A 23,503-nucleotide genomic window follows, 5' to 3' on the forward strand; every position below is an offset into this window, starting at 1 on the left:
CCCGCGTCACGCCGGCCGTTCGTAGGTTCCGACCAACTCCGTCTCCTCCAATGCGTGTTTCTGGGCTTGCTTCCAGACCTGATGCACGCCCGCCTGTCCCGGTACGCTGAGGCTCGGCACATCGAGCGCGGCCAGCAGAAAGTGGTAATGGTGCACGCCGTGCCCTGCAGGCGGCTGCGGACCATCGTAATAGGCATTGCCGAAATCGTTGGTGCCTTGCCTGAGTGCCGACGGGCCGGGCTTGCCGTCTTCGGCCTCGGCGAGTCCGCCGGCATCCGGCGGGATATTGAAGACCGCCCAGTGCGCGAAAACCCCGCTTGGCGCATCGGGATCCTGCACGACAAGAACAAGGCTCTTGGTACCATCCGGAACACCGGACCACTTCAGCGGCGGCGAGACGTTCTGGCCGTCACGCGCATATTTTTCGGGAATTCTTCCGTCTGCCGGGAACGCCGGGCTGATAAGGGTGAGTGGCATTGCTGTTTCCCCAAGAAGGTTGCGACCGAGAAACCCGCGCCGGCGCCGTTCACGCCGCTTGCTGAGCTTCGGCGACGCGTCTTATCTCGCCTGGCAGGGATTCCCAGACCTTGTGCATCTGTCCTTCTCCGACGTGATGGGCGAGCACCTTGGACACGACCCTGAATGCATCCTTGGAATCGATCGGACGGCTAAATTCCAGCTCCGCCTTGATTTTGGCCAGAAACTCGTCGAGCGACCGCACCTTCTCGGGAGCTTTGGAAGGTTGATATTGGTCATAGAAGGCGCCGCGCACCAGAATCGGCAGCTGCGAGCCGAGGTGGGCTGCAAGATCGGGTTGCATACGGTCGCGCAGGGCGTGCAGCACCGCTCCGAGGACGTGCCAGGCGACCTGCCGATCCGGTCCAATCTCGTCCATGATCTCGTCGAGCCAGATGTTCGTGGTCTGCAGTGTCTTGTCGAATACGTCGAGTCCGGTGGCGTTCATCGAATTCCTCCTTCCGTTCAAATCCGACTAGGCTGATGTGACCAAACAGCCGTACCTGCCCGTTGTTCCCCGATGGGGCATATCCTGATGCGCATTCATTGTCGGAGGTCCCGTCATGAGGGAATTCGGGCCGGCTTTTTGCCGCTGTTTTTTCGACCGCCTTTCTTGGTCGGCGCTCGGAACATCCTCATGGGTGGACGAGTTTTGCTTGCCGTCGCCGATCACATGGCGACGAGTGATGCAGACACGAAAACAGGAGAAGAACCATGGCACATCATCATTTGGCGCCCTGGACGCCATCGCGCAGCCTCTACCCGTCCGCGCAAGACCCACTCACGTCATTCCACCGGCAGATCGATCGCCTGTTCGACGACTTCTTTGCGCCAATGGCCGAAGCGACTACGGCCAGCGATCTTTGGCCGAGCGTCGACGTATATGAAACAGACCAAGCCTATAAGGTCACCGCCGAATTGCCGGGGCTCGAGCAGAAGGATGTTGAGCTCAATCTGCGCGACAACACCCTCTCCATTACGGGCGAGAAGCGTTCGGAGCACAAGGAAAGTGACCGCGGCCACACCTACAGCGAACGCAGTTATGGCCGGTTTCAGCGGACGATCCCCCTGGAAGCGGAGATCGATGCCGACAAGGTGCAGGCCACTTTCAGGAACGGCGTTTTGACTGTCGAGCTTCCGAAGAATCCCGCTGCAAAGGACAAGACACGCCGCATAGAAGTGAAAGCGCGATAATAGCCAAACTGAAGGCTGCCTGAGCAGGCTGCGTTCACCCCCGAGGGAGGGAGAACGGCGAGCACGGCGGCAACCGCTCAGGCGAGCGTCTAGCGCCGGGGATCGTCCGTTGCCTCGGAAACGCCTTCGAGAGCGATTTTGGCGGCTTCCTTATGGGTCCGCCCGAGGTCGGCCAGGGCAATGACGCCGACGAGGCGCTTGTCGTGGTTGATCACCGGAAGACGACGCACCTGATGCTTGGCCATGATCTTCGCCGCATCGGTGATATCGGCGTCGTCGAAGCACCAATAGACATGCTCGGACATGACCTCGCGAACGGTCGTGTTGCCGGCTGAGCGCTCCTCGGCGACGCCGCGCATCACGATGTCGCGGTCTGTCACCATGCCGACCAGCCTGTCATTCTCGCCGACCGGAAGGGCGCCGAGATTGTCGGCCCGCATTTTCCGGGCGGCATCCCTGATTGTAGTGTTCGGGCCGACCAGTTCGGTCCGACGGCTCATGATCTCCTGAACTTGCATGGGACATTCCTCTCTCTGATTGCTGAGGCAACAAGCCGCCAGACGCGCCTGTTGCCGCGCATCGCGAAATCGCCGGACGAGGCATGTACGGATCGCTATCTTCGATCTTCCCGATCCGCGTTAACCCGGGCCGGTGCCGGCACCTCGCGATCGAAACTATTCTTGGAACGTCCAGGCAGCGAGCGAGTTCCAAAATGGTACCGGTGCCGCAGCCATCCCAGGGCATGTGGCCGCAGGCTGGTGACAAAACATCCACCGGGAAAACAGATGCACGCGGATTGAAGGTCATGGCTATCATCTTTTCAGATCGCCGCGAGGCCGGGCGGCGACTCGCCGGGGAGCTCGTTCGCTTTGCCGGCCGCGACGACGTGATCGTATTGGCGCTGCCCCGAGGCGGCGTGCCGGTCGGCTACGAGGTCGCGCAGGCACTCAAGGCACCGCTCGACGTCTTCGTCGTGCGCAAGCTCGGCGTCCCCGGTCACGAGGAACTGGCCATGGGGGCGATCGCGCCCTCAGGCGTACGTGTCCTGAACGACGAAATCGTCAGCGGTCTCGCGATCCCGCCACATGTCATCGACGCGGTCGCCGCAAAGGAGGAAAAAGAGCTTCTGCGCCGCGAGCACCTCTATAGGGACGGGCGACCCCCGCCGCAGTTGAATGGACGGACCATTATCCTCGTGGATGACGGGCTTGCGACCGGATCGACCATGCGGGCCGGGATCAAGGCGCTGCGAAAAAACCACGCCGCCCATATTGTCGCGGCCGTTCCCGTCGGTAGCCCCGACACTTGCGACGCGATGCGGGCGGACGCCGACGAGGTCGTTTGCGCGACGACACCAGAGCCGTTGCTGGGTGTCGGGCGCTGGTACGTGGATTTCTCACAAACGAGCGATGAAGAGGTCCGCGCGCTCCTCGCCAGCTGCGTGCCCAAGCCTGCGGCTTCCGACAAGCCTGCCGCTTCCGAAGAAGAATTGGCCGGGCGCGCGAGCGCGGGTCCGGTGCCTGGCACCAGATCGACATAGCGGAGATGGACATGGACCGGGATAGCGAGCACGTCGTGCATGTTCCCGCGGGGCCTGTCACGCTTGAGGGCAATCTTTCGTTGCCCCCGGATGCTCGTGGCCTTGTGCTCTTCGCCCACGGCAGCGGAAGCAGCCGCCACAGCCCGCGCAACCGCTACGTGGCCCGAAGGCTGAACGAGGCGAACCTCGCCACCTTCCTCGTCGACCTGTTGACCGCCGAAGAGGAGCGGATCGACCAGGTCACGGCCGAGTTGCGCTTCAATATCGGACTGCTCGCCGACCGGCTGGTCGGCGTCACGGATTGGCTCGGCGCCTCGCCGGACACGTCGGGGTTGCGTCTTGGCTATTTCGGCGCGAGCACGGGCGCCGGTGCCGCCCTGGTGGCGGCGGCCGAACGGCCCGACCAGGCCGCAGCCGTGGTTTCGCGTGGTGGCCGGCCCGACCTTGCAGCGCTCGCCCTGCCGCGCGTCCGGGCGCCGACCTTGCTCGTCGTCGGAGGCGCGGACACGCAAGTGATCGCACTCAACCGCTCGGCGCTGGCGGCGCTCCGCTGCGAGAAGGAGCTCGCCATCGTCCCTGGCGCGACACATCTGTTCGAGGAGCCCGGCGCCCTGGACGAAGTCGCGGATCTCGCGAGCCGATGGTTCTTGCGCCATCTGATTTCGGACAGATCGGCGTCGACGCCCTGACAGCCGGGGCTTGCATCACCAGTCCCGGGATCATTTGCGTCCTCAACGCGTTATGATCCTCATAAGACAGCGCGCAGCTGCAACCCGAATGGCTGTCGCAACCCGTATGTGGGAGAAAGACAATGCCGGACAAGAAGACCATCGAGAAGGCCCGAAAGGACAAGCGCGAGGGCAAATCGCCGAGCACGCAGGCCGGCGAGTTCGTGCACGAGGAGATCGATAAGATCCGCCGCGGCGAGCACGGCGCGCGCTCGACCCAGCAGGCCATCGCCATCGGGCTTTCCGAGGCGAGACGCGCAGGCGTAGACCTGCCCCCGCCCAAAAAGGGCAAGGTGAAGGAGAGCACGCGCAAAAGCGCCGAATACGCCTATGAGGCCGGCCAGGGCGAACGCACGCCGAAACGCCGCCCGCGGGTCTCGAAAGCCGTCTCCAAGGTGCTCGAGCACGAGCCGAAGAGCACGGCATCGCACGAGGCGCTGGCGCAGCAGGCCAAGCGTGCGGCCTCGCGCCGGACGGCTGAGGAGCGCTCGGCCGCCGCAAAGAAGGCCGCCGAGACGAAAGGCGCCAGCGGAAGGAAGGCGGCGGCGCAGAAGGCCGCCAGAACGCGGGCTCACCACGCATAGTTCAAGACGGCGTTCGCCTCCAGGAAACCCGATATGGACGCCACGGGCCGCCGCCAGCAAAGGCAAGACGTCGATAAGGCCGCCGGCGATAAACGCCTATTCCTCCCAGACCCCCTTCCCGGCGCAGATCGTCCATCATGCGCGAAATGCCTTCGCGCAAGATCGACACCATGTCGTCGATTTGCTCGCGCGTGATGATCAGCGGCGGCGACATTACGCACATGTTGATCAGCGGCCTGACCAGCAGGCTGAGCTCGTGGCAATGCGCGTCGATCCCGGTCGGCAGCTCGATCCGCCTCGCTTATGACCCTGAGGCTCTGATGGCGATGGCCGTCTGAATAATTTCTAGCGCAGCAATGCGGCCGGCGACGATGGCGCCCTCGACGTAGCCCGGAAATGATGGCGACAGCTCCGACGAGGCGAAATGGATCGGCGACGCGCCAGCACGGATAATGCGTTCGGCATCAGTTGCCGTCGCATCGACGATCAGATCGCTGTAACCGCCGCCGCTCCAGCGATCCCCGGTCCAGTCGCGATAGCTGAGATCGATAATGCCGGCCGCCTCGATACCGAGCGCCTCTTCCAGCTTTGATGTCACCTTTGCGCGTAACGCTGCGTCGTCCAGATCCCGCCAGCGCTGCGCCAGCGGCCCGCCGATGAAGACGACAAGTGCTGCATGATCCTCGTCCCTGCTTGCATCGCAGGCAAAAAGCCCGTGCGGATCGCGCCACATCACCATGCCGCTCAAGCCCCTGTCGCGCCAGAAAGCCTTGGGATAGCGCACCAGCATTTTAATCACCGCGCCGCTTTGCCAGACGCCGAGGGCTCTCTTGAGCACAGCCGGCAGCGGCGGCACGAAATCCACTCTCGAGGCCATCATCGGCGGTACGGCGACCAGTACCGCTCGTGCCTCGATCGCGCCGGCAGGCGAAACGACGCGAACCCCTCCCGGCCCGTCCTCAATGGCCTCGACAGCTGTATTCAGCCGCAGTCGATCGCCGAGATCCCGCGCAAGATCATCCGCCAGCGAATGCATGGTTTCGCGCACGAAATACTGCAGCTCCGACACCTCGTTGGTGACGCGGCGATCATTGTCGATCAGGTACCACAGCGGCAGCCTTTCCATTGCCAGGCACCACAGGCCCTCGATCATCGACCGAAAGGCGGCCTTGGCATCGTCGGGATCGGCCTGGCGATCGAGCCATGCCGCAACCGTCAAGCCGGCAATGGCCGGGTCGTTCGGTGCGATCGCATTCATCCGCTCGCGTATTCGCATCGCGGTGCCGTAAGTGCGCCCGGCTTGCGCCTCGCTCATTCGCGGCTGCGTGACGAATTCGCCTGCGACATGGGTCTCGACCAATGTCTTGCCGCGCGCTCGCACCAGCGCCATCAATTCCGGCATGTCTTCGCACAGGAACTGGCCGCCGCTGTCGATCCGCTCGCCGAGCCCGTTCTGCACGGCTTCGACGCGTCCGCCGACACGGTCGCGGGCTTCGAGCACCACGACATCGATGCCGGCCTGGTTCAATTCACGCGCGGCCGACAGGCCGGTGAAGCCGGCGCCGACGATGGCCACATCGGCTCGTTCGATCTTGAACTTCATTAGCCGGCCTTGATCTTCTCGAATTCCGCGACCATCCGCTGCTTGAACTCCGGCGCCACCGGCTGCGGATGGAAGCCGGGATCCTCGTAACAGGACCAGTTAAACAGGACGAGGTCCTTGTCCGCCGCCAGCGCCGCGGCCGAAGCCGCCAGCCCCGTCGCCGAAGCCGCCGGTGCTGCAGCCAATGCCGCTGTCAGTGTCGGGCGTCGGGTTATAGTCTTCAATGCTGTTCCATCCTCTTTTTGATTGTTCACGCCGGCTTGGCACCGCTGGCTGCAGATTTCGGATAGTGCTTGGGGAATGCCGCGGACAGGAACCCGTTCGCGGCCTGCAGTGCCGTCTCGCGTGTGGTGTCTTCGGTGCCCATCATCAAATGCAGCCACAGACCATCCAGCATGGCGCTGAGCGCCAGCGCCATGACTTGTGGTTCATAGGCATAGAAGCCGCTCTGCTTGAGCGCCGCGCAAAGATCGATGAAGATGTTCTGGTAGACGGCATCGCGTGCGCTGCTCAGCGCCTGATATTTCGGCCGCGATTTGGCCTCGCCCCAGAAGGCACACCAGGCAGCCAGCTTGCGCTTGTTGCAGATCGAGCGGTCGAAATCGGCCGCGACCAATGCCTGCAACTGGCGCGCGGGATCATCGCCGGCCTTTTGCAAGGCGCTGCGCCAATGCGCCGAATACTCGTCATACATGTATTGCAAAGTGGCGACGAGCAGCTTCTCTTTGCTCTCGAAATGGAAATTGACGATGCCGCGCGACAAGCCGGCGCCGTCGGCGACGTCGGCCATAGTCGTTTCCGAATAGCCGCGCTTGGCCAATGAATCGATTGTCGCTTCGATCAGTTGAAACTGCCTTGTCTCTTTCGACGCCTTGCGGCCGCGCTTTTCGGAATCGCTTTTTCGCGCCGGTTCGAGGAGGGCTTCGCGCGCCTCTGTTGTCTTCATCGGGTGATGGTCTCCAGCATCGCCGGCTAGCCGACTGGCTTCGGCCGCGAAGATCAGTGGGACGGTGCTCGCCACTGTCAAGCACCTTCTGCAGGGCTGCCCGGGTTCGAATGTTCTCGTCGAGATAGGCATCCTTGGAGAAAACGATGTCGAAGGCACCGTTGGCAAAAGGTGGCGATCCCGGCGATGCGTGGACCAGATCGGCGCCCCCGCCTGCAGCGGACCTTTGGGTCGAGATCTATGCCAGGCGCGAGCTGCGGTATCACCAGCTGTTGAAGCGTGCCAAACTGGTGCCGCGGCCGTTCGTCAGGCTCGACCGCCGCACCGCCAATCCGCCTGCGGATTTTTAGAGATGACTGACGACACCGACAGTCGCGAAATCGATGCCGAGGCCGCCGAGCAGTGGCAGCTGGTCAACACGCCGCTCGGCGAAAAATGGTCGGGCCGAACCCGCTATGCCGCGGCCATGTTCTTCTACAAGCGCGGCGAGATGAGCGCTGAGACGCTGGAGGTCTACCGCATTTGTGCGAGGCTGGATTCGACCGATCCGCTGCTGATCATCCGCGACCGCGGCGTTGGCCAGGACTGGCTTAAACGCATGGGCGCCTAGTAATTCCCGCCTAGGCCTGTTGAGATTCAGGTCAGGCCGAGTCGAAACGATGGTTTCCGAGAACCGGAGCGGAGCGTGCTTAAGTACGTGAGCACCGGCCTACGCCGGCCGTAGCCTTAACTGCCACGACCGCTCATGAGTGCTTCGGCCGGCGAAGGCCGGAAGCGCAGGAAGCCATCGTTTGCAGGCCGGCCTCACCTGAATATCGACAGGCCTAGCCGATGGTCTTTTCCAGCATGCCTAGCCAGTTGCGATAGGCGATCTTCTCGATCAGCGCGCGCCCGAAGCCGCGTGCTGCGAACGCGTCGAGCAGTCTTGGCAGGCCGGCAACGTCGCCTATCACGGCCGGGATCATGGCGCCGTCGAAATCCGAGCCTAGGCCGACGCCGTCTTCGCCTAGCGCCTGCAGCAGCGAATCGACATGGCGCATCATGATGTCGAGGCTGGTGTCGGCGTTCATCCTGCCGTCCTCTCGTAGGAACCCGGTGGCGAAGTTCAGCCCGACCATGCCGCCGGAGTCGCGGATCGCGCCGAGCTGCCATTCGGTGAGATTGCGCGAATGGCCGCAGATCGCGTGCACGTTGGAATGGGTCGCGACCAGCGGTGCGTCGCTGATCTCGACGACGTCGCGGAAACCTTTTTCGTTGAGATGCGAAAGATCGATCATGATCTTCAGCTGGTTGCAGGCTTTCACCAGCGCCTTGCCGGCATCGGTCAGCCCCGGCCCTGTATCGGGCGACGAAGGGAAGCGGAACGGCACGCCGTGGCCGAAGGCATTGGGACGGCTCCAGACGATGCCGAGCGAGCGCAAGCCGGCTGCGTGGAGAACGTCGAGCAAGGTGAGCTCAGGGTCGATCGCCTCGACCCCTTCGATATGGAACACCGCCGCAATCGAGCCTTGCGCCATCGCCTTCCTCACATCGCCGGCGCTGCGGCAGACGGTAAGCGCCGAAGCCCGCTCCAACCTGAACAGGATCGAGGCCATCGCTACGGTGGAGTTGAGCGCATCGGCGCGAGGAACCTCGGGCGGCAAGGGCTCGCTGTCGCTCGGTGCCAGCGGCACGGCGCCGCGTTTGGATTTCTCGACAGGCGGCGGGAAGATCGCGAACATGCCGCCGGCAAATCCGCCTTTCTTCGCGCGTGGCAGGTCGATATGGCCACCCGGCGTCCCCTCGACGAACAGCTTTTCGACGTCCGCATCCTTCGACTGGTAGAGCCTGAGCAGCGTGTCGTTGTGGCCGTCGAAGACGGGAACGAGATCGTATTCGGTCATGGAGGGCCATTCGGTTGAAGTGGTCGGACCGCAGACGGCGAGCCGGTTTGTTGGCAATACTTAGGCAAGACGGGCGCTCTGCGCAAATCCCGCATATTTGCCTTGTGTTTGTACGCCGCCAATGGCCGAAGGGGCACGCGGTAAAGCCGCGCACCCTTTCTCCTGTCATTCATCGAGGGGCTGCCTCTTACCGCTTCAGCCGGTCCGCCCATTCCGGATGGCGGCGGAACTGGGCATTGGCGAACGGGCAAAGCGGGATGATCGTCTTGCCCGCCGCACGTGAATCCTCGACGGCACGGGTGACCAGGCGAAGCCCCGCGCCCTGGCCGCGAAATGCATCCGGCACTTCGGTATGGTCGATGATGATCTGGTGCTCACCGATCTTGGTGAAGGTCATCTCCGCCTCGGCGCCGCCCGGCCCACGCAGGAAGTAGCGGCCCTTCGAGCCGCGGTCCTCCAGTTCGATCTCCGGCAATAGGTCAGACATGGCTTGCGGTCCTTTCATCCGGCGCCACGGCGAACAACCGCCGCGCCGCCTCGATCTCGCTCGGCCGCACCTCATGGCCGCCGTCATGCCACTCGACTGTGACATCGGCGCCATCGGCGCGCAAATAGGCTTCGAACCGCGCCGTCAAATCAGGCGGACAGATCGGGTCCCGCCTGCCGGCGGTGACCAGGATGCGGCTGCCGTCAAGGCTGCCCTTGACCTTCGGCTCGAACGGGATCAGCGGATGCATCAGCACCGTTGCGTCGAACAGCGACGGTTCGGCAAACAGCACCGAGGCCAGGATGTTGGCGCCGTTGGAGTAACCGAGGCCGAGCACCGAAGGTGGCCTTGCCGTCTCGACATGCGCTGTGACGAAACCGGCCATCTTCTCTGTCGCTCGCGTGAGGTCGCCCATGTCGTAAACGCCCTCGCCGGTCCGGCGGAAGAAGCGTGCGGCGCCTTGTTCCGAGACATCGCCGCGCGGAGCGACGATCGTCGCTTGCGGCGCGAGATCGCGTCCAAGCGACAGAAGCTGGGCCTCGTCGCCGCCGGTGCCATGAAAGACGAAGAGCAGCGGTCCGCCCGGCGAACCGGGCAGCACCTTGTGAATATACGAATCCTTGCTCATGACCTTGTCCTCAGTCTTCCAGTTTCTGCAGATGCTGCTCGAGATAGGGCCGCAAATGCTGGTGTTGCGACGGCAGTTTCAGCGCCTCGCCGAGATGGGCGGTATCCTCATCGCGGTCGAAGCCTGGCTCGTTGGTGGCGACTTCGAACAGCACGCCGCCCGGTGTGCGGAAGTAGATCGCCCAGAAATAATCGCGGTCGATCACTGGAGTCACCTGATAACCTGTATCGAGCAGCGCCTTGCGCACTTCGAGCTGCTTGGCGCGGTTCTCGACGGCGAAAGCGACATGGTGGACCGAGCCGGCGCCGAGATTGGCGAAGCCGGCCCCCGGCAGCGATTCGATATCGACGACGTCGGCGCCGTTGCCGTTCTTCACCGCCAGCCGCCTGACGTTGCCGGACTTGTCGACCTCCTCATAACCCATGAATTTCAGCAGCTCTTCGGTGGCGCCGCCATCTTTCAGCCTGAGAGACACCGAGTGAAAGCCGCGGATCGCCTCGTCGGTGGGAATGCCACCCTTGGCCCATGGCGCACGGCTGTCCGCTCTGTCTTCGACCAGCGCAAACCCGTCGCCATCGGGACCGGCGAAGACAAGACGCTTCTCGCCGAACGTCTCCTCGCCGGACAGCCCGGTGACACCTTGCTCGGCAAACCGTTTCTCCCAATAGCCGAGCGTGCCCTCGGGCACCGAGTAAGCGGTGGTACCGACTTCGCCGACGCCATGGCGGCCTTTGCCGATGTTCGGGAACGGGAAATAGGTCATCACCGAGCCGGGCGTGCCGACCTCGTCGCCGTAATAGAGGTGGTAGACATCGGGTGCGTCGAAATTGACGGTTTTCTTGACCCGCCGCAGGCCGAGCGTCCCGGTGAAGAATTCATTGTTCTGGCGCGCATCGCTGGCCATCGAGGTGACGTGATGCAGGCCCTTGACCTGGTCGAGCATGTTTCTGCTCCTTTCCTTGTGCCGGTGCGGCCCTTGCCGCTGTCCACGCAAATATGAGCATCCGCCTCTTGGCCGCAAAGGCGGCAAACACAGAATGGACTGTGCTGTTAAAGTGAACGACGAAGCAGGTTTTGTTCACCATTCGGCAAACTGGACCGGCTTGCATACTCGCCGAAATTGCGCTCCATGAGCGACGCATGTAGCCAGCGTGAGGATACCGCGGTTGAGTGGAAAACGCCCCAACATTCTCCTGATCACCTGCGACCAGTGGCGCGGCGACTGCCTATCGGCTGCTGGCCACAAGGTGGTAAAGACGCCGAATGCCGACGCGTTGGCTGCCGAGGGCGTTCTGTTCAAGAAGCACTATGGCGGCGCCGCACCTTGCTCGCCAGCGCGCGCCTGCCTCTACACCGGCCTCTACCAGATGAACAATCGTGTCTGCCGCAATGGCACACCGCTCGATGCCCGCCACGGCAACATAGCGCTCTGGGCGCGCGCCCTCGGCTATGATCCGACGCTCTTCGGTTATACCGACATGGCGCGCGACCCGCGCACGCTGGCGCCTAGTGACCCGCAGCTGAAGAGCTATGAAGGCGTACTGCCCGGCTTCACCGTGCGCCAGCTTTTGCCCGAGCACCAGAAGCCCTGGCTGTCATGGCTCAAGGCGCGCGGCGTCGATGCCGGCGCCACCTCCCCCGCCATCCACCGCCCGGTGGGCGAAATCCTGGAAAACGACGGCGGGATCAGCAACGCTCCGCCAATCTATTCGAAGGACGAGACGCCGTCGGCCTTCCTGGCCGGCGAATTCATCCGCTGGCTCGGCGAGCAGGAGCGCGATGCCCCGTGGTTCGCGCATCTTTCCTTCATCAGCCCCCACCCGCCCTTCATCGTGCCGGCGCCTTACAACGCCATGTACGATCCGGCCATCGGTCCAGCTTTTGACCGCGCCGAAAGCTGGCAGGCCGAAGCAGCAAGCCACCCATATCTCGCCTATGAACTTGACCGGCAGGAACGGTCGAAATTCCGTCCCGGCTCGGAGGGCAAGGTGCGCGACTGGGGCGACGACAATTTTCGCCGCATCCGGGCGCTCTATTACGGCATGATCTCGGAGGTCGACGCGCAGCTTGGCCGTGTCTGGCAAGCGGTCAAGGCGGCCGATGCATGGGACGACACCGTCATCGTGCTGACCTCAGACCACGCCGAGATGATGGGCGATCATTTCATGTTGGGCAAAGGCGGCTTCTTCGACGGCAGCTTCCATATTCCGCTGATCATTCGCGATCCGCGCCGCCGCAAGGCTGCCGGCAGCAGTGTCGACCGCTTCACCGAGGCGGTGGATTTGGCACCGACCTTGCTCGAGCTCACTGGGCTCGAGCTCACTGGCGGCGAAGTGCTGCCGCATCTCGACGGCTGCTCGCTGGCGCCTTTCCTGGACGCAACTGAGCCGGACAATTGGCGCGATGCGGCGCATTGGGAGTTCGATTTCCGCTCGATCGCGGATGGTGATGCAGAACGGTATTTCGGCATCGGTCCGCGTCAGTGCAATCTCGCCGTCATCCGCACGCAAAAGTTCAAATATGTGAATTTCGGCGGCGGCCTGCCGCCCTTGCTCTTCGACCTGGAAAAAGATGCCGGCGAGCTGACCAACGTCGCTGACGACCCAGCCTATCTGCCGGCACGGCTGGAATTTGCCGAGAAGTTGCTCGCCTGGCGGGCCGAGCATCTCGACCAGTCTCTGGCGCTCGCCGAATTGACGGACAATGGCGTTGCCGGCCATGTCGCCGGCTTTCCCTCGACATAAGCAAAGCCCGCGCCGTTGCCGGCGCGGGCCTCTCTGTCGGCCTGTGTGCAGCTTAGCGCATGATCATGCGCTGTTTATCGCGACTTTGCGCATACGTGGCCTTGTCATAGGGGGCCTGCGCCTCAAGCTGCTCCTTGGTGAAGTTCGTGTAGAGATAGCGCTTGCCGTTCTTGTCGGTCATGAATTTCAGGTTGTCCATGCCGACCGCCACCTCCTTCTCGCCGATGCCAAGGAAGCCGCCGACGTCGATGATGACTGCGTCGACCTTCTTGTCGCTGCCCAGCACGATATCGCCGATTTCGCCGACGTTGACATCGTTGGCGCCGTAAACGGTTGTGCCAACCAGATCCTCGGCCCGGATTTCGCCCATCGGCATTTCGGTTAGCGTCGACTTGTCGATCGATCCGGTCTTGGTCTGGTCGGCCGCCGAGTTAGCCGGAGGCGCCGCTGCCGGAGCGTTTTGAGCCGTCTTGCTGGCTTGGTCAGTGTTGTTGGTCGTCGCAGTGTTATTGTTTGCGGCTGTGCTGCTGGCCGTCACGGTAGGCGTGACGGTGGCAGGCGCAGTAGCCGACGCAGTGGTTGCCGGGGCCGGATCGTAGGGCTTGCGGTCGAAGTCCGGCTGCGCCTGCAGCTCTTCCTTGGTAGTTTGCGCGACCAGCCAGCGATCGCCGTTCCTCTCGGCCCACTGCGCCTTGTCGAAATCATAGGCGACGTTCTTTTCGCCGATGCCGAGGAAGCCGCCGACACCGATGATCAGCGATTGCGCCTTGGCTTCCTTGTTGATGACGATGTCGTTCACGTCACCGATGTTCTGGGCGTCGTCGCCGGTGCCGTTATAGACGGTCTCGCCGATGATATTGGTGGCGAGATTGCCTTCGGCGCGCTTCACTGGCTCAGCCGGCGCGGCAGGCGCCGGGGTTGTATTTTGCGCGCTGGTGGAAGGGGCGGCAGGCGCCGCATTATCGGCCGAAGCTGGTGGCGGAGCCGGATCGTAGGGCCTCCGGTCGAAATCCGGCTGAGCCGTCAACTCGTCCTTCGTCGTTTGCGCTATCAGCCAACGGTCGCCATTTCTTTCGGCCCATTGCATCTTTTTGTAGTCGAAAGCGACGTTCTTGGTTCCTATGCCAAGAAAACCGCCGACGCCGATGACGACGGATTTTACCTCGCCGCGCTCGTCGAAGACGACGTCGCTGACCTTGCCGATGTTCTGGGCATCGTCGCCGGTGCCATTATAGACGGATTCGCCGATGATGTTGGTGGCAAGGCTGCCCTCGGCACGTATCGCCGGAGCGGTATCCTGGGCGGCGGGTGGTTGCGCCGGCGCCGGGGTCGTCGCCGATTGCGCAAATGCACCCGTCGCAATCAATGTTGCGACTGCTGTCGTGGTTAAAAGGGTGCGGATCATCTCAGTGTCTCCTCGTGGGATTTCGTGCACGCCCTGCCCGCCTGGCGTCACTGCGGGCGCAGCGTCTTCTGCATGTTCACAACGTTGTGACCACACTGTTGTTCCGAAAAAAGCCGTGGTGCACCCCATGCGAGGTCAATGGTTCTCGGATTCGCCGCTCTGGTCGAAAGGAACATTTTCTCGGCCGCCCCGTTCCACTCCCGGCTGGGACCCCGTCCCGGCCCGATAGGTGCTGTAAAATGGAACGGCCATGCGGTTTGCAGCGGTGCTGAACAAGGACGGGGGCACCCTGCGCACCATCGATCTTGAAGCCTTCGCCAGCCGGATGCGCAGCACGCTTGAGACTGCCGGCCACTCTATCGATATCGAAATCGTCGCCGGCAAGGATATCGCCGCCACACTGGACGGCGTAGCTTCCAGGCGCGGCATCGATGTCGTGCTGGCTGGCGGTGGCGACGGCACCATTTCGGCCGCGGCAGCCCGTTTGATGAATGGGGAGAAGGCGCTGGCAATTCTGCCGGCTGGTACAATGAACCTTTTTGCGCGCGGCCTCGGTATTCCGCAGACCCTCGATGCGGCACTGAAATCGTTTGCGGACGGCGAGGTGATGGCGATTGACATTGCAACAGCCAACGGCCGGCCTTTCGTGCATCAATTCTCGATCGGCATGCACGCCAGGATGGTGCAACTGCGCCAGAAGATGGAATTCGGCTCGCGGCTGGGGAAGATGCGTGCCTCGGTGCGAGCCGCTTGGGCAACGATCAACAATCCACCGGCGATGAACGTAACGCTGATGATCGGTGAGGCCGAGATCAGAACCCGGATCACCGGTATCGGCATCACCAACAATCTGTTCGGCGAGGGTCACCTGCCCTATGCCGATAATCCAGCAGGCGGCGTGCTGGGCATCTATGTCACCGTGGCACGGCGGCGCGGCGAATTGATCAGGTTCCTCTTTGACGTCGCCCGTGGGAAATGGCGCGGCAACGAGCATGTCGAAATCCATCAGGCAAACCGCGCCGTTTTGAAAATCCATTCGACGAACAGGAAAGTTCAGGCCGTCATGGACGGCGAACTGGTAAAGCTCGATCGCGAGACGACCGTCGAAATCCATCCGCGCGCGTTGAATGTTCTCGTCCCGGCGGGCGCCGCCGAGGCAAAGGTTGCCTGACGTGGGGTAGCGTGATGTGGGTTGCGTAATGCGAGCTGACACGAGCGATGCAGAGAATCTAGCCGCTGGGCGTGTTGCCCTGCTCGGTCTTCGGCGTCTCGATCATCCAGCCGTAGATTTCGGCGACGCCCCAGGCGATAAAAGCCAGCAACAGCGCGGCGATCAGGATACGAAGGACATGCCGACCCCGCCGCCCTTGACGGGCTTTGTTTTCAGGAATGGTTTTTGGCATTGTCTGGCTCCATATTTGGCGCCGGCAGGCGTAACTAGCGGGGCGTTGGCTGGTAACGGTCCCCCGCCGCGAAAGTTCCGGCTCTGCAAGGCGGCAGACGGGCCGGTTGGCCTGACCAATCAGCGGAGCAGGCCACCGGGGGCATAGTGGACGACAATAGCCAGAACACGCCGGGTCTGCCGGCCGATATTCGCCGTGTGGTGGGCGCCGCGGACCGTCTTGCCGTGCTGCACGGCCTCGACGCGCGGGACAGGGCTGCCGACCCTGATTTCGATCGTATCGGCGGTCTTGCCGCTTCGGCGATGCAAACGCCTGTCGCACTGATCACGCTGGTCGATGCCGAGCGGCAGTGGTTCAAGTCCTGTATCGGTCTCGACGAGACCGAAATCGCAACCGAGACATCGTTCTGCGCCTATACCATCGCAGCCGGCGACGTGCCGATGGTGGTGGCCGACGCGGCGGCGGATCCGCGGTTCAAAGCCAATCCGCTGGTCACCGGCGAGCATCATATCCGCTTTTACGCAGGCGTGCCGATCGTAATCGACGGCGCGCTGATCGGCACGCTATGCGTGCTCGACCGGAAGCCGCACGCACGTCCCTCTTCTGTCCAGCTCGACCAGCTGTCGGCGCTGGCTGGCCTTGCCGCTAGCCTGTTCACGCTGAAGGATGCAACCCGTAGCGCGGCGATTGCCGAGGCCGCACTGGTTCGAGAGGAAAAGCGGCGCGCCATCGCGCTCGACGCGGCTTCGCTTGCCAGCTGGGCGTGGGATATCCGCAGCGACATGATCGACTGCGATGTCCTGCTGTCCGAATTGTTCAACCTGCCGAAGTCGAACAGGCTGAGGGCGCGCGACATCCTGAACGCCATCGACCCGCGCGACGTTCACCAGACCGAAACACGCTTTCGCGACGCGCTGACCGGCAGCGACGACTATTTTGGCGAATACCGTGTCAAAGGCCTCGATCCGCCACGATGGATCGCAACGCGCGGCCGCGTCATAGAGCGCGACGGCGAGGGCAAGCCGACGCTGATCTTCGGCGTCAACTACGACATCACCGAACGCAAGCTTGGAGACGAACGTCAACGGCTGTTGCTGCGCGAGCTCAATCACCGCGTCAAGAACACTTTGGCAACCGTACAGGCGCTGGCGACGCAGACCGTTCGCCATGCCCGCCAGCCAAGCGAATTCCTCGCAGCCTTCAGCGCCAGGTTGCAAGCACTGGGCGTTGCGCACAGCCTGCTGTCGGACCGCGAGTGGCGCGGCATCGGCATCCGCGAGCTGGTGCAGATCGAGGTAAAGCCGTTCCAAGCCGCCGGACAATCACGCATGACGATCTCCGGCGCTGATGTCCTGCTCTCACCCGACCAGGCAGTCGGGCTCGGGCTGATCCTGCATGAACTGGCAAGCAACGCACTGCAATACGGGTCGCTCTCGGTTTCCTCCGGAAAGGTCGATCTCGATTGGAAGGTAGAAGGCAGGAAGGGTGCACGGCGTCTGTTGCTGGCCTGGCGCGAAAGCGGCGGCCCGCGGGTTGCGCCGCCCGAACGGCATGGCTTCGGCTCGATCCTGATCCGCCGCAGCCTGGCCAAGGTCATTTCCAGCGAGGTGACCCACGAATTCCGGCCGGACGGCGTGGTCGCCGAAATATCGATTCCGCTCGAAGATTTGTGATGCCAGCATTTTGCGACCGGCGCCAGAATCGTTTGCCCCGAACTATCCCCTCCGAACTATTCCCGTTTGCCGGTATCCGGATCATCGGAGCCGCGCTTCACGTTCTCGCGGTAGATAGCGTAGGCAGCGAGTGCTATCGCCGGCCCGAGAATCGCGCCCAGTCCGGCCTTCCCCGGGCCACCTTTGCCCTTGAGCAGCGCCGGCAGCACGGCGAGTGCCGCAGTGATGCCGATAGCCTTCATGTCGGCGTTGCGTCGCTTCGCCCGGCGCCTGGCGCGCGAGCCGGCCGACATCCGGTAGACGAGCAGGATGAGACCGGCGATTGCCAGAAAGCCGATCCCGAAGCTCAGGGAAGCTGCCATCGGCCCATAGCGGGCCGCCGTCCAGATATAGGCCGCCCCGACGAGGAAGCCGAGGCCGCACAGCGCCACGAGCGCTGCGACCGAATAGACAATCGCAGCGACGCGCGCACGTTGCACCGCCGCAATGGTTTCGCCCGAGGCGAGGCCCGAGATCAGCGATGCAAGCATTCCCATGCGTGCAGAACTAGCGGCGCGCGAGAAGCGCGAAGAGGAATCCGACGCCTGCGGCGATCGCCAGCGAAGTCACCGGTTTTTCGCGCATATGCGCTATCATCTGCGCCTCGATGTCCCTGGCGTTGCTGCGCAGGCTGTCGAAGGCTGCCTCGCCCTGGGTTCGCAACTGCTCGACGCTTTCGGCGGCGGCTCGCCGTGCTGCCCCGTAGCCATGTTCGCCAGTTTTGGCCAACAGCTTGGTAAGTTGGTCGATGTCGGCCTTTAGTTGTGCGATGTCGGCCTCAATATCGGAATTCGTGCGGGCTTCGTTCGCGGCCTTTCCTGCGGCAGTCGGCATTGCTTCACTCTCCATGCTTTTGCTCGGTCGAAACGCCCGACAGACCCCAAGGTTCCGGCACGAACCTCTTCTAACCCTATCTCCGGCAGCGCGCGTTGCAAATGCCTTACACGGGCCGCGGCCGACGCATCCGCGCGGGCAGGTCTTTTTTAAATGACAGCATGCCAAATAACGATCATGACTTTCCCCGTTTCACGTTAGAGACGCATTCAAGGAGATATTGCTGCGTGCGCGCATCACTTGACGGTTTGCGGATTCTTATCCTGGAAGATGAGTTCCTGATTGCCATGGATATCGAGCAGCTTTGCCGCGACTACGGCGCGCTCAATGTGGTCATCGCCCGTGATCTGACTGAGATCGAACAGCAAGACGTTGCCGCGCAGTTCGATGTGGCCATCGTCGACCTCATGCTGAGCGGCGTTTCGACGCTCCAATTTGCTTCGCGGCTGCGTGAAGCGGGCATCCCGTTCGTCTTCGCCTCGGGCTATTCGGATACCGACGAGATCAAGAAATCCTTTCCCGGCGTCAGACTGGTCACCAAGCCCTATTCGGGAGACGATCTCGTCGAGGCAGTGGCGGCGGCCTGCAGGCGAACGCCTCTGCGCTGAGGCGCGGAGCGGTTCGAACACGCCCGCGCTTCACGCAGCCGTCGACCCCGTTACCTGAGCCGAAATTGCGTCCGGGCCATACTCGTCTTCACCGGAGATCTTCAGAATTTCCTGCAGCCGTGTGCGAGCGCGGCTGACGCGGCTCTTGATCGTTCCGACGGCGCAGCCGCAGATTTCGGCCGCTTCCTCGTAAGAGAAGCCCGACGCGCCGATGAGGATAATGGCTTCGCGCTGGTCTTCTGGCAGCAACTCGAGCGCGCCGCGAAAGTCCTCGAGGTCAAGCTGGCCGTGCTGGGCCGGATGAACGGCAAGCCTGGCCGTCATGACGCCATCGCTGTCCTGCACCTCGCGGCCACGCTTGCGCATCTGCGAATAGAATTCGTTGCGCAAGATGGTGAACAGCCATGCCTTCAGATTGGTGCCGGGCTGGAAGCTTTCATGCTTGTCCCAGGCCTTGACCAACGTTTCCTGCACCAGGTCGTCGGCCTTGTCGGCGTTTTGCGTCAGCGACACGGCAAAAGCCCGCAGGCTCGGGATCGAGCCGAGCAAATCGGTCTTGAAGCCCTGGGAGACGGCCGCCATGCCTCAGTCCTTCTTTTGCACAGGTTCGGCCTTTTCCAACTGGCTGAGCAGTTGGGCGAAGCGATCCGGCACATTGTCGGAGACCAGCTCGTCGTAATATTGTTTGAGTTTGCGGCCGATTTCCGAGTTCGGCCCAAGCGGGTCGCGGGAAGCAGCCCGGCGCCCGTTGCCAACGCCAGCCGTGGTAGCTTTCGTCATGTTCTTCATTTCGCCCTTTGTCCCAGCCTTAAGCCGCCCTTCAACACATAACGCAAGGCAAGCGGCAGCCTCGTCTGGTTGCCCAACCCCGCCCTAAACGCCAGCCCGCATACTTAGTTCCCCATGACCGGAACTTTTTCGCATAACCCGCGTTTCTAACTTTGGGGTTACGAACGTTTTTAGCTGTAACATGCAATCACGTCATATGAGGGAGACGTCCGATATGAGCCTATCAGCAACCATCGCTCCGCACCTGCCGTTCCTGCGCCGCTTCTCGCGCGCCGTATCCGGATCGCAGGAGAGCGGCGACGCGCTGGTCGCCGCAATGCTCGAGGCCATCATTGCCGATGTCGACATCTTTCCGGACGCATCGAACGACCGCATCGCGCTCTACAAGGTCTTTGCCAAGCTCTTCACCTCGGTGGCCATTCGCGTTCCGCAGGAGCATGCCCAGTCGGCATGGGAACAGCGCGCCGCGGCCAATCTGAATGCAATTGCGCCTCGTCCCCGCCAAGCCTTTCTGCTGGTCGCGGTCGAAGGCTTCAGCGAAGACGAGGCGGCGGAGATTCTCGACGTCGACGAACAGGAATTCTCCGAACTTCTCGCGCAGGCGAGCAACGAGATCTCCCGTCAGGTGGCAACCGACGTGCTGATCATCGAGGATGAGCCGCTGATCGCCATGGATATCGAGGAAATGGTCGAAAGCCTCGGCCATCGCGTCGTCGGAACGGCGCGCACCCACGCCGAGGCGGTGGCGATGTTCGGCAAGGCGAGGCCAAAGATGGTGCTTGCCGATATTCAGCTTGCCGACGGCAGTTCGGGCATCGCGGCCGTGAATGAGATCCTTTCGTCGACCTTGGTGCCGGTGATCTTCATCACCGCCTTTCCCGAGCGCCTGCTCACCGGTGAGCGGCCGGAACCGGCTTTCCTCGTCACCAAGCCGTTCAATCCGGATATGGTCAAGGCTCTTATCAGCCAGGCCCTGTTCTTTGACCGGCACGCGAAAGCGGCGGCATGAAACAGCTGGCGGCCGAGTTGCGGCCGCCAGGATAGCCACTCCCTTGGAGCAGATAGGGCGTGACGCCGGCTTAACACACGACAGCCAACTGGGGCAACCAACTGGACCTTTTCACACACCGTGGCAATTCGGGCCGTAATGATTTTCAGCATCGTCTTTTTCGGGAAATGGTGGAACAAACGGAGGCGAATCACGTTTTCACCGCAGCATTGGAAGGAGATGGATCATGCTTTACTGGGCGCTCGTATTTCTCGTCGTGGCGATCATCGCCGGTGCGCTTGGTTTCGGCGGCATCGCTGGCACCTCGGCCGGCATAGCGCAGATATTGTTTTTCATCTTTCTCGCCTTCCTGATCATATCGCTTATTGCCGGCCTGATCAGACGAGCGTGAATGCCAAGCGGCCACTCAAGCGAACACTGGAAGCCGCACCCCTCAAACGGTTTCCAGCCACCGCCGGGCAGTGTCCTCCAACGGGATGCCGCTCGGCGGACCGCTTTTTAAGGCTTGATACGAAGCTCCTCCTTTTGGAACCCATTTTTCCGCGAGCCGTTCAGCCCGACATGGGTTGAGCAAATTGACCGATGCGTACCAGAGTCGGAAAAATGAAAGACCGCGGCCGGAGTGATGAGATCATCGCTTTGCATCCCGCCGAAAGCGGAATGCAGCTTGGCCGGGCCCTTCTCCATGCACTGCACAATGCCGGGATTTCCGTCCTATACCAGGATCGCGAAATGAAGACGGTGTGGGCGCGCAACATGCGCGCCCCATGGACTTCCGATGCCGCCGACAACAACGGCATCTTGCCGCCGGCGCAGGCGGAGCGTATCGGCGCCGCCAAGCACGACGTCATCGTCTCCGGCAATCCTCAACATCTCGAACTCAGCGTGCCGGCCGATGACGGCGCCCGCTGGTTTCAGGTGTGGATAGACGCCGACCGCAGCGAGACCGGCGCGGTGCAGGGCGTCGTGACCACCATGGTCGAAACAACCGAGCAGAAACGCCGGGAGCAGACGTTGAAGGCGCTGCTGCGCGAAGTCAGTCATCGCTCCAAGAACCTTTTGGCCATCATCCAGAGCATCGCCACCCAGACGGGCCGTTATTCCGGCAGCATTGACGATTTCCTGACGCGTTTCCGGGGCCGATTGCAGTCGCTGGCCTCCTCGCAGGACCTGGTTACGTCATCCAATTGGCGGGGAGCGGCGCTGCGCGAGCTGGTTTCCGGTCAGGTCGGCAGGTACGGCGCGGACCCCTTGCACAGCCTACGCTTCCGCGGCGCAAATCCATATCTCAACCCCAATGCCGCCTTGCACATCGGTTTGGCCATGCATGAGCTCGCCGTCAATTCGGTCAGCTATGGCGCACTGTCGCGCAGCGACGGTTTCGTCGAGGTAACGGCCGATCTGACGGCAGCTTCCGCTGGCGAGCCTGCGCTGTCGCTGACATGGGCCGAAGTGATCGGAGCCAACGACAATCAGCGTAGCGAGAAGCGTTTTGGCAGCGTCGCGCTTGAACGCGTCGTGCCCACTTCATTGAATGGAACGGCGACACTTGAGATCACCGGGAACCGCCTTGAATACCGCCTTGTCGTTCCTCACGGCAATTTCGAGACGGATTGAACGAACGGCGGTCGGCGCGAGAAGGCTTGCTGCGCATCGCCAACCTTAACCGACTGTTCACCATAAGGTCCGATCCTGTCCGAACGTGCCGATCCACCGGACATCGATTGAGTTTGGCACAATATGGAAGGAATGGGCCTTGACGGCTGCCAACTTGAACAGACTGGAACACGCCGCTCGCGTCTCGATGAGTGGTTTTCAGGATCCCGACGCGTCCGCAGCGCCCGCGCCTCGTGCTTCGCCGCTCCGCTTCGCCGCCGTCGCGCTTATGGCCGCGATCGTCCTGACCGCCGCGTCCCAGCTGATCTGATCGAGCTCGCCAAGGTCCGCCGCCGGCTTCCGCTGCTCACGTCTGCTTGATCGCTCTGTCGTCACAGGAACTTTGAGGGATTTGAGCCGTTTCGATGGCGAGAGGTCCCTGCCATGGAGCACATCGCCGCCTTGCTGCTGGTTGTCGGCTGTTCGAATGCCATGACCGCGTGCCGTGAATTGCCGGCGCCGGTAAGCGTTTTCGAAACCACTACCGAGTGCACGGCTGCGCGCCCGTTCGCGGTCACCGACCTGCAGGGCCAAGCCCAATATGTCGTCGCCAAATGCCTTGCCGTCGATCCGGCGCTCGAGGACGACTATGACAGGATCATATGGAACGTGCGTCCCGACGGCACGCTCGATGCCTCCTTGGAGATTTCCGGGTTCGTGGTAGCATCGAACGGCGCACGCCCCGAAAAAGACTATCTTAATCAACAATGAAATCGTGCGGGCAAAGGCCGTACTTTCATGCTAAATGGCGGCTGGAGCTTATTAAAGTGAGGACAAAAGTGAGGATGACTCCATGCGGAAGATGATTATTGCCATGGTTGCCGTTGTTGCGGTCAGCGGCTGCACCACCACGGAAGAGAACGTGGGTATCGGCACTGTGGGCGGCGCACTCATCGGTGGCGCTGTCGGCGGCGGCAAGGGCGCTTTGATCGGCGCTGGCGCTGGTGCGATTGGCGGTCTGCTCGTTCGCCGTCTGCAAAATGGCTACTGCCAGTACAGAGATCGTCACGGCCGGATCTACACAGCTCGCTGCAATTAGTTTTCGAACTCCAGGCGAACAGCAAACGCGGAGGCAGGCCACCTGTCTCCGCGTTTGCACCTCCAAGGCGCTGTCGCGATGCGACCCACGAGACGGCGTTTCAGGCCGGCAGCGGAACCTTGATTTCGACGTTCAAGCCGTCTTCGCGAAAATCGCGCCTGATTGTGCCACGCAATTCGCGTGTGACATTGAGAT

31 protein-coding genes and 2 pseudogenes are annotated in these 23,503 nt (G+C 62.4%); 16 read left to right on the forward strand and 17 right to left on the reverse strand.

What is annotated here, in order from left to right; translation table 11 throughout:
• Positions 1–6: 6 nt before the first annotated feature.
• Both E5W70_RS14395 and E5W70_RS14400 read right to left on the reverse strand, forming a co-directional pair.
• Positions 7–477, reverse strand: a complete 471-nt coding sequence (locus E5W70_RS14395) for a YbhB/YbcL family Raf kinase inhibitor-like protein (RefSeq protein WP_292659158.1) — start codon at positions 475–477, stop codon at positions 7–9.
• Between the two features lie 49 nt (positions 478–526).
• Positions 527–964, reverse strand: a complete 438-nt coding sequence (locus E5W70_RS14400) for a DUF2267 domain-containing protein (RefSeq protein WP_292659160.1) — start codon at positions 962–964, stop codon at positions 527–529.
• Between the two features lie 266 nt (positions 965–1,230).
• On the opposite strand from E5W70_RS14400, the gene E5W70_RS14405 reads away from it, so the two are divergent.
• Positions 1,231–1,710 (forward strand): Hsp20/alpha crystallin family protein, encoded by a 480-nt coding sequence (locus E5W70_RS14405; protein WP_292659165.1) that lies wholly within the window; start codon positions 1,231–1,233, stop codon positions 1,708–1,710.
• Between the two features lie 89 nt (positions 1,711–1,799).
• Here the strand turns inward: E5W70_RS14405 and E5W70_RS14410 are convergent, their stop codons facing one another.
• Positions 1,800–2,210 (reverse strand): CBS domain-containing protein, encoded by a 411-nt coding sequence (locus tag E5W70_RS14410; protein ID WP_292659168.1) that lies wholly within the window; start codon positions 2,208–2,210, stop codon positions 1,800–1,802.
• A gap of 305 nt (positions 2,211–2,515) precedes the next feature.
• Here E5W70_RS14410 and E5W70_RS14415 point away from each other — a divergent pair, with 305 nt between their 5' ends.
• From E5W70_RS14415 to E5W70_RS14425, 3 genes are all read left to right on the forward strand, one after another.
• A complete protein-coding gene (locus E5W70_RS14415; RefSeq protein ID WP_292659171.1) occupies positions 2,516–3,250 on the forward strand; it encodes a phosphoribosyltransferase in 735 nt (244 codons plus the stop codon).
• 11 nt (positions 3,251–3,261) lie between these two features.
• A complete protein-coding gene (locus tag E5W70_RS14420) occupies positions 3,262–3,939 on the forward strand; it encodes a dienelactone hydrolase family protein (RefSeq protein ID WP_366509704.1) in 678 nt (225 codons plus the stop codon).
• A gap of 122 nt (positions 3,940–4,061) precedes the next feature.
• Complete coding sequence (locus tag E5W70_RS14425; RefSeq protein WP_023678569.1) at positions 4,062–4,562, forward strand: DUF6496 domain-containing protein; 501 nt, start codon at positions 4,062–4,064, stop codon at positions 4,560–4,562.
• A 100-nt stretch (positions 4,563–4,662) separates the two neighbouring features.
• Here the strand turns inward: E5W70_RS14425 and E5W70_RS14430 are convergent.
• The 4 genes and pseudogenes from E5W70_RS14430 to betI form a co-directional block, all read right to left on the reverse strand.
• Positions 4,663–4,836: pseudogene (locus tag E5W70_RS14430) on the reverse strand (aspartate aminotransferase family protein); the annotation flags it as partial.
• Between the two features lie 27 nt (positions 4,837–4,863).
• The gene (locus E5W70_RS14435; RefSeq protein WP_292659180.1) at positions 4,864–6,165 is read right to left on the reverse strand and encodes a flavin monoamine oxidase family protein; all 1,302 of its coding nucleotides are present in this window, start codon (positions 6,163–6,165) and stop codon (positions 4,864–4,866) included.
• Positions 6,165–6,389, reverse strand: a complete 225-nt coding sequence (locus E5W70_RS14440; RefSeq protein WP_292659181.1) for a hypothetical protein — start codon at positions 6,387–6,389, stop codon at positions 6,165–6,167. The genes E5W70_RS14435 and E5W70_RS14440 overlap by 1 nt, the downstream gene beginning before the upstream one ends.
• 26 nt (positions 6,390–6,415) lie before the next feature.
• A complete protein-coding gene (betI, locus tag E5W70_RS14445) occupies positions 6,416–7,111 on the reverse strand; it encodes a transcriptional regulator BetI (protein ID WP_292659220.1) in 696 nt (231 codons plus the stop codon).
• Positions 7,112–7,332: 221 nt separating this feature from the next.
• Here betI and E5W70_RS14450 point away from each other — a divergent pair.
• Positions 7,333–7,461 (forward strand): annotated as a pseudogene (locus E5W70_RS14450) (aminomethyl transferase family protein); the annotation flags it as partial.
• A gap of 2 nt (positions 7,462–7,463) precedes the next feature.
• A complete protein-coding gene (locus E5W70_RS14455; RefSeq protein WP_292659183.1) occupies positions 7,464–7,721 on the forward strand; it encodes a hypothetical protein in 258 nt (85 codons plus the stop codon).
• 214 nt (positions 7,722–7,935) lie between these two features.
• Here E5W70_RS14455 and E5W70_RS14460 read toward each other — a convergent pair whose 3' ends face one another.
• The 4 genes from E5W70_RS14460 to E5W70_RS14475 all read right to left on the reverse strand — a co-directional run bounded on the left by E5W70_RS14460 (position 7,936) and on the right by E5W70_RS14475 (position 11,052).
• On the reverse strand, positions 7,936–8,994 hold the full coding sequence (locus E5W70_RS14460) for a dipeptidase (protein ID WP_292659185.1): 1,059 nt from the start codon (positions 8,992–8,994) through the stop codon (positions 7,936–7,938).
• Positions 8,995–9,181: 187 nt separating this feature from the next.
• The gene (locus E5W70_RS14465) at positions 9,182–9,481 is read right to left on the reverse strand and encodes a GNAT family N-acetyltransferase (protein ID WP_292659187.1); all 300 of its coding nucleotides are present in this window, start codon (positions 9,479–9,481) and stop codon (positions 9,182–9,184) included.
• Positions 9,474–10,109 carry an alpha/beta hydrolase gene (locus E5W70_RS14470; RefSeq protein WP_292659189.1) on the reverse strand — a complete coding sequence of 212 codons (636 nt, stop codon included), beginning with the start codon at positions 10,107–10,109 and terminating at the stop codon, positions 9,474–9,476. The genes E5W70_RS14465 and E5W70_RS14470 overlap by 8 nt, the downstream gene beginning before the upstream one ends.
• Positions 10,110–10,119: 10 nt before the next feature.
• On the reverse strand, positions 10,120–11,052 hold the full coding sequence (locus E5W70_RS14475) for a VOC family protein (RefSeq protein WP_292659191.1): 933 nt from the start codon (positions 11,050–11,052) through the stop codon (positions 10,120–10,122).
• Positions 11,053–11,275: 223 nt separating this feature from the next.
• On the opposite strand from E5W70_RS14475, the gene E5W70_RS14480 reads away from it, so the two are divergent.
• Positions 11,276–12,853, forward strand: coding sequence for an alkaline phosphatase family protein (locus E5W70_RS14480; protein WP_292659193.1), 1,578 nt, complete (start codon positions 11,276–11,278; stop codon positions 12,851–12,853).
• 52 nt (positions 12,854–12,905) lie between these two features.
• On the opposite strand, the gene E5W70_RS14485 is transcribed toward E5W70_RS14480, so the two are convergent.
• The gene (locus E5W70_RS14485; RefSeq protein WP_292659194.1) at positions 12,906–14,258 is read right to left on the reverse strand and encodes a PRC-barrel domain-containing protein; all 1,353 of its coding nucleotides are present in this window, start codon (positions 14,256–14,258) and stop codon (positions 12,906–12,908) included.
• Positions 14,259–14,508: 250 nt separating this feature from the next.
• Between E5W70_RS14485 and E5W70_RS14490 the strand changes: the two genes are divergently transcribed.
• The gene (locus E5W70_RS14490; RefSeq protein ID WP_292659196.1) at positions 14,509–15,429 is read left to right on the forward strand and encodes a diacylglycerol kinase family protein; all 921 of its coding nucleotides are present in this window, start codon (positions 14,509–14,511) and stop codon (positions 15,427–15,429) included.
• A gap of 58 nt (positions 15,430–15,487) precedes the next feature.
• On the opposite strand, the gene E5W70_RS14495 is transcribed toward E5W70_RS14490, so the two are convergent.
• Positions 15,488–15,661: a hypothetical protein gene (locus E5W70_RS14495; protein WP_292659198.1), complete on the reverse strand. Its 174-nt coding sequence runs from the start codon at positions 15,659–15,661 to the stop codon at positions 15,488–15,490.
• 146 nt (positions 15,662–15,807) lie between these two features.
• Here E5W70_RS14495 and E5W70_RS14500 point away from each other — a divergent pair, with 146 nt between their 5' ends.
• A complete protein-coding gene (locus E5W70_RS14500) occupies positions 15,808–17,334 on the forward strand; it encodes an HWE histidine kinase domain-containing protein (RefSeq protein WP_292659200.1) in 1,527 nt (508 codons plus the stop codon).
• 56 nt (positions 17,335–17,390) lie between these two features.
• Here the strand turns inward: E5W70_RS14500 and E5W70_RS14505 are convergent, their stop codons facing one another.
• Positions 17,391–17,870 carry a hypothetical protein gene (locus E5W70_RS14505; RefSeq protein WP_292659201.1) on the reverse strand — a complete coding sequence of 160 codons (480 nt, stop codon included), beginning with the start codon at positions 17,868–17,870 and terminating at the stop codon, positions 17,391–17,393.
• A gap of 10 nt (positions 17,871–17,880) precedes the next feature.
• Entirely contained in the window at positions 17,881–18,207 is a 327-nt protein-coding gene (locus E5W70_RS14510; protein ID WP_292659202.1) for a hypothetical protein, read from the reverse strand.
• Between the two features lie 227 nt (positions 18,208–18,434).
• On the opposite strand from E5W70_RS14510, the gene E5W70_RS14515 reads away from it, so the two are divergent.
• A complete protein-coding gene (locus tag E5W70_RS14515; RefSeq protein WP_292659204.1) occupies positions 18,435–18,815 on the forward strand; it encodes a response regulator in 381 nt (126 codons plus the stop codon).
• Positions 18,816–18,845: 30 nt separating this feature from the next.
• Here the strand turns inward: E5W70_RS14515 and E5W70_RS14520 are convergent, their stop codons facing one another.
• Together E5W70_RS14520 and E5W70_RS14525 are read right to left on the reverse strand one after the other, a co-directional pair.
• The gene (locus E5W70_RS14520; RefSeq protein WP_023678544.1) at positions 18,846–19,397 is read right to left on the reverse strand and encodes a sigma-70 family RNA polymerase sigma factor; all 552 of its coding nucleotides are present in this window, start codon (positions 19,395–19,397) and stop codon (positions 18,846–18,848) included.
• Positions 19,398–19,400: 3 nt separating this feature from the next.
• Positions 19,401–19,595, reverse strand: coding sequence for a NepR family anti-sigma factor (locus E5W70_RS14525; RefSeq protein ID WP_031194532.1), 195 nt, complete (start codon positions 19,593–19,595; stop codon positions 19,401–19,403).
• A 223-nt stretch (positions 19,596–19,818) separates the two neighbouring features.
• Between E5W70_RS14525 and E5W70_RS14530 the strand changes: the two genes are divergently transcribed.
• The 6 genes from E5W70_RS14530 to E5W70_RS14555 all read left to right on the forward strand — a co-directional run bounded on the left by E5W70_RS14530 (position 19,819) and on the right by E5W70_RS14555 (position 23,308).
• Entirely contained in the window at positions 19,819–20,613 is a 795-nt protein-coding gene (locus E5W70_RS14530) for a response regulator (protein ID WP_292659208.1), read from the forward strand.
• A 226-nt stretch (positions 20,614–20,839) separates the two neighbouring features.
• Positions 20,840–21,004, forward strand: coding sequence for a DUF1328 domain-containing protein (locus tag E5W70_RS14535; protein WP_023678541.1), 165 nt, complete (start codon positions 20,840–20,842; stop codon positions 21,002–21,004).
• A 191-nt stretch (positions 21,005–21,195) separates the two neighbouring features.
• Positions 21,196–22,230 carry a sensor histidine kinase gene (locus tag E5W70_RS14540; RefSeq protein ID WP_292659211.1) on the forward strand — a complete coding sequence of 345 codons (1,035 nt, stop codon included), beginning with the start codon at positions 21,196–21,198 and terminating at the stop codon, positions 22,228–22,230.
• A gap of 139 nt (positions 22,231–22,369) precedes the next feature.
• Positions 22,370–22,540: a hypothetical protein gene (locus E5W70_RS14545; protein WP_292659213.1), complete on the forward strand. Its 171-nt coding sequence runs from the start codon at positions 22,370–22,372 to the stop codon at positions 22,538–22,540.
• A gap of 113 nt (positions 22,541–22,653) precedes the next feature.
• Positions 22,654–22,980 carry a hypothetical protein gene (locus E5W70_RS14550; protein ID WP_292659215.1) on the forward strand — a complete coding sequence of 109 codons (327 nt, stop codon included), beginning with the start codon at positions 22,654–22,656 and terminating at the stop codon, positions 22,978–22,980.
• Between the two features lie 82 nt (positions 22,981–23,062).
• Complete coding sequence (locus E5W70_RS14555) at positions 23,063–23,308, forward strand: YMGG-like glycine zipper-containing protein (RefSeq protein WP_006328050.1); 246 nt, start codon at positions 23,063–23,065, stop codon at positions 23,306–23,308.
• Positions 23,309–23,503 lie beyond the last annotated feature (195 nt).

This window comes from Mesorhizobium sp. (assembly GCF_005063415.1).
Taxonomy (GTDB): domain Bacteria; phylum Pseudomonadota; class Alphaproteobacteria; order Rhizobiales; family Rhizobiaceae; genus Mesorhizobium.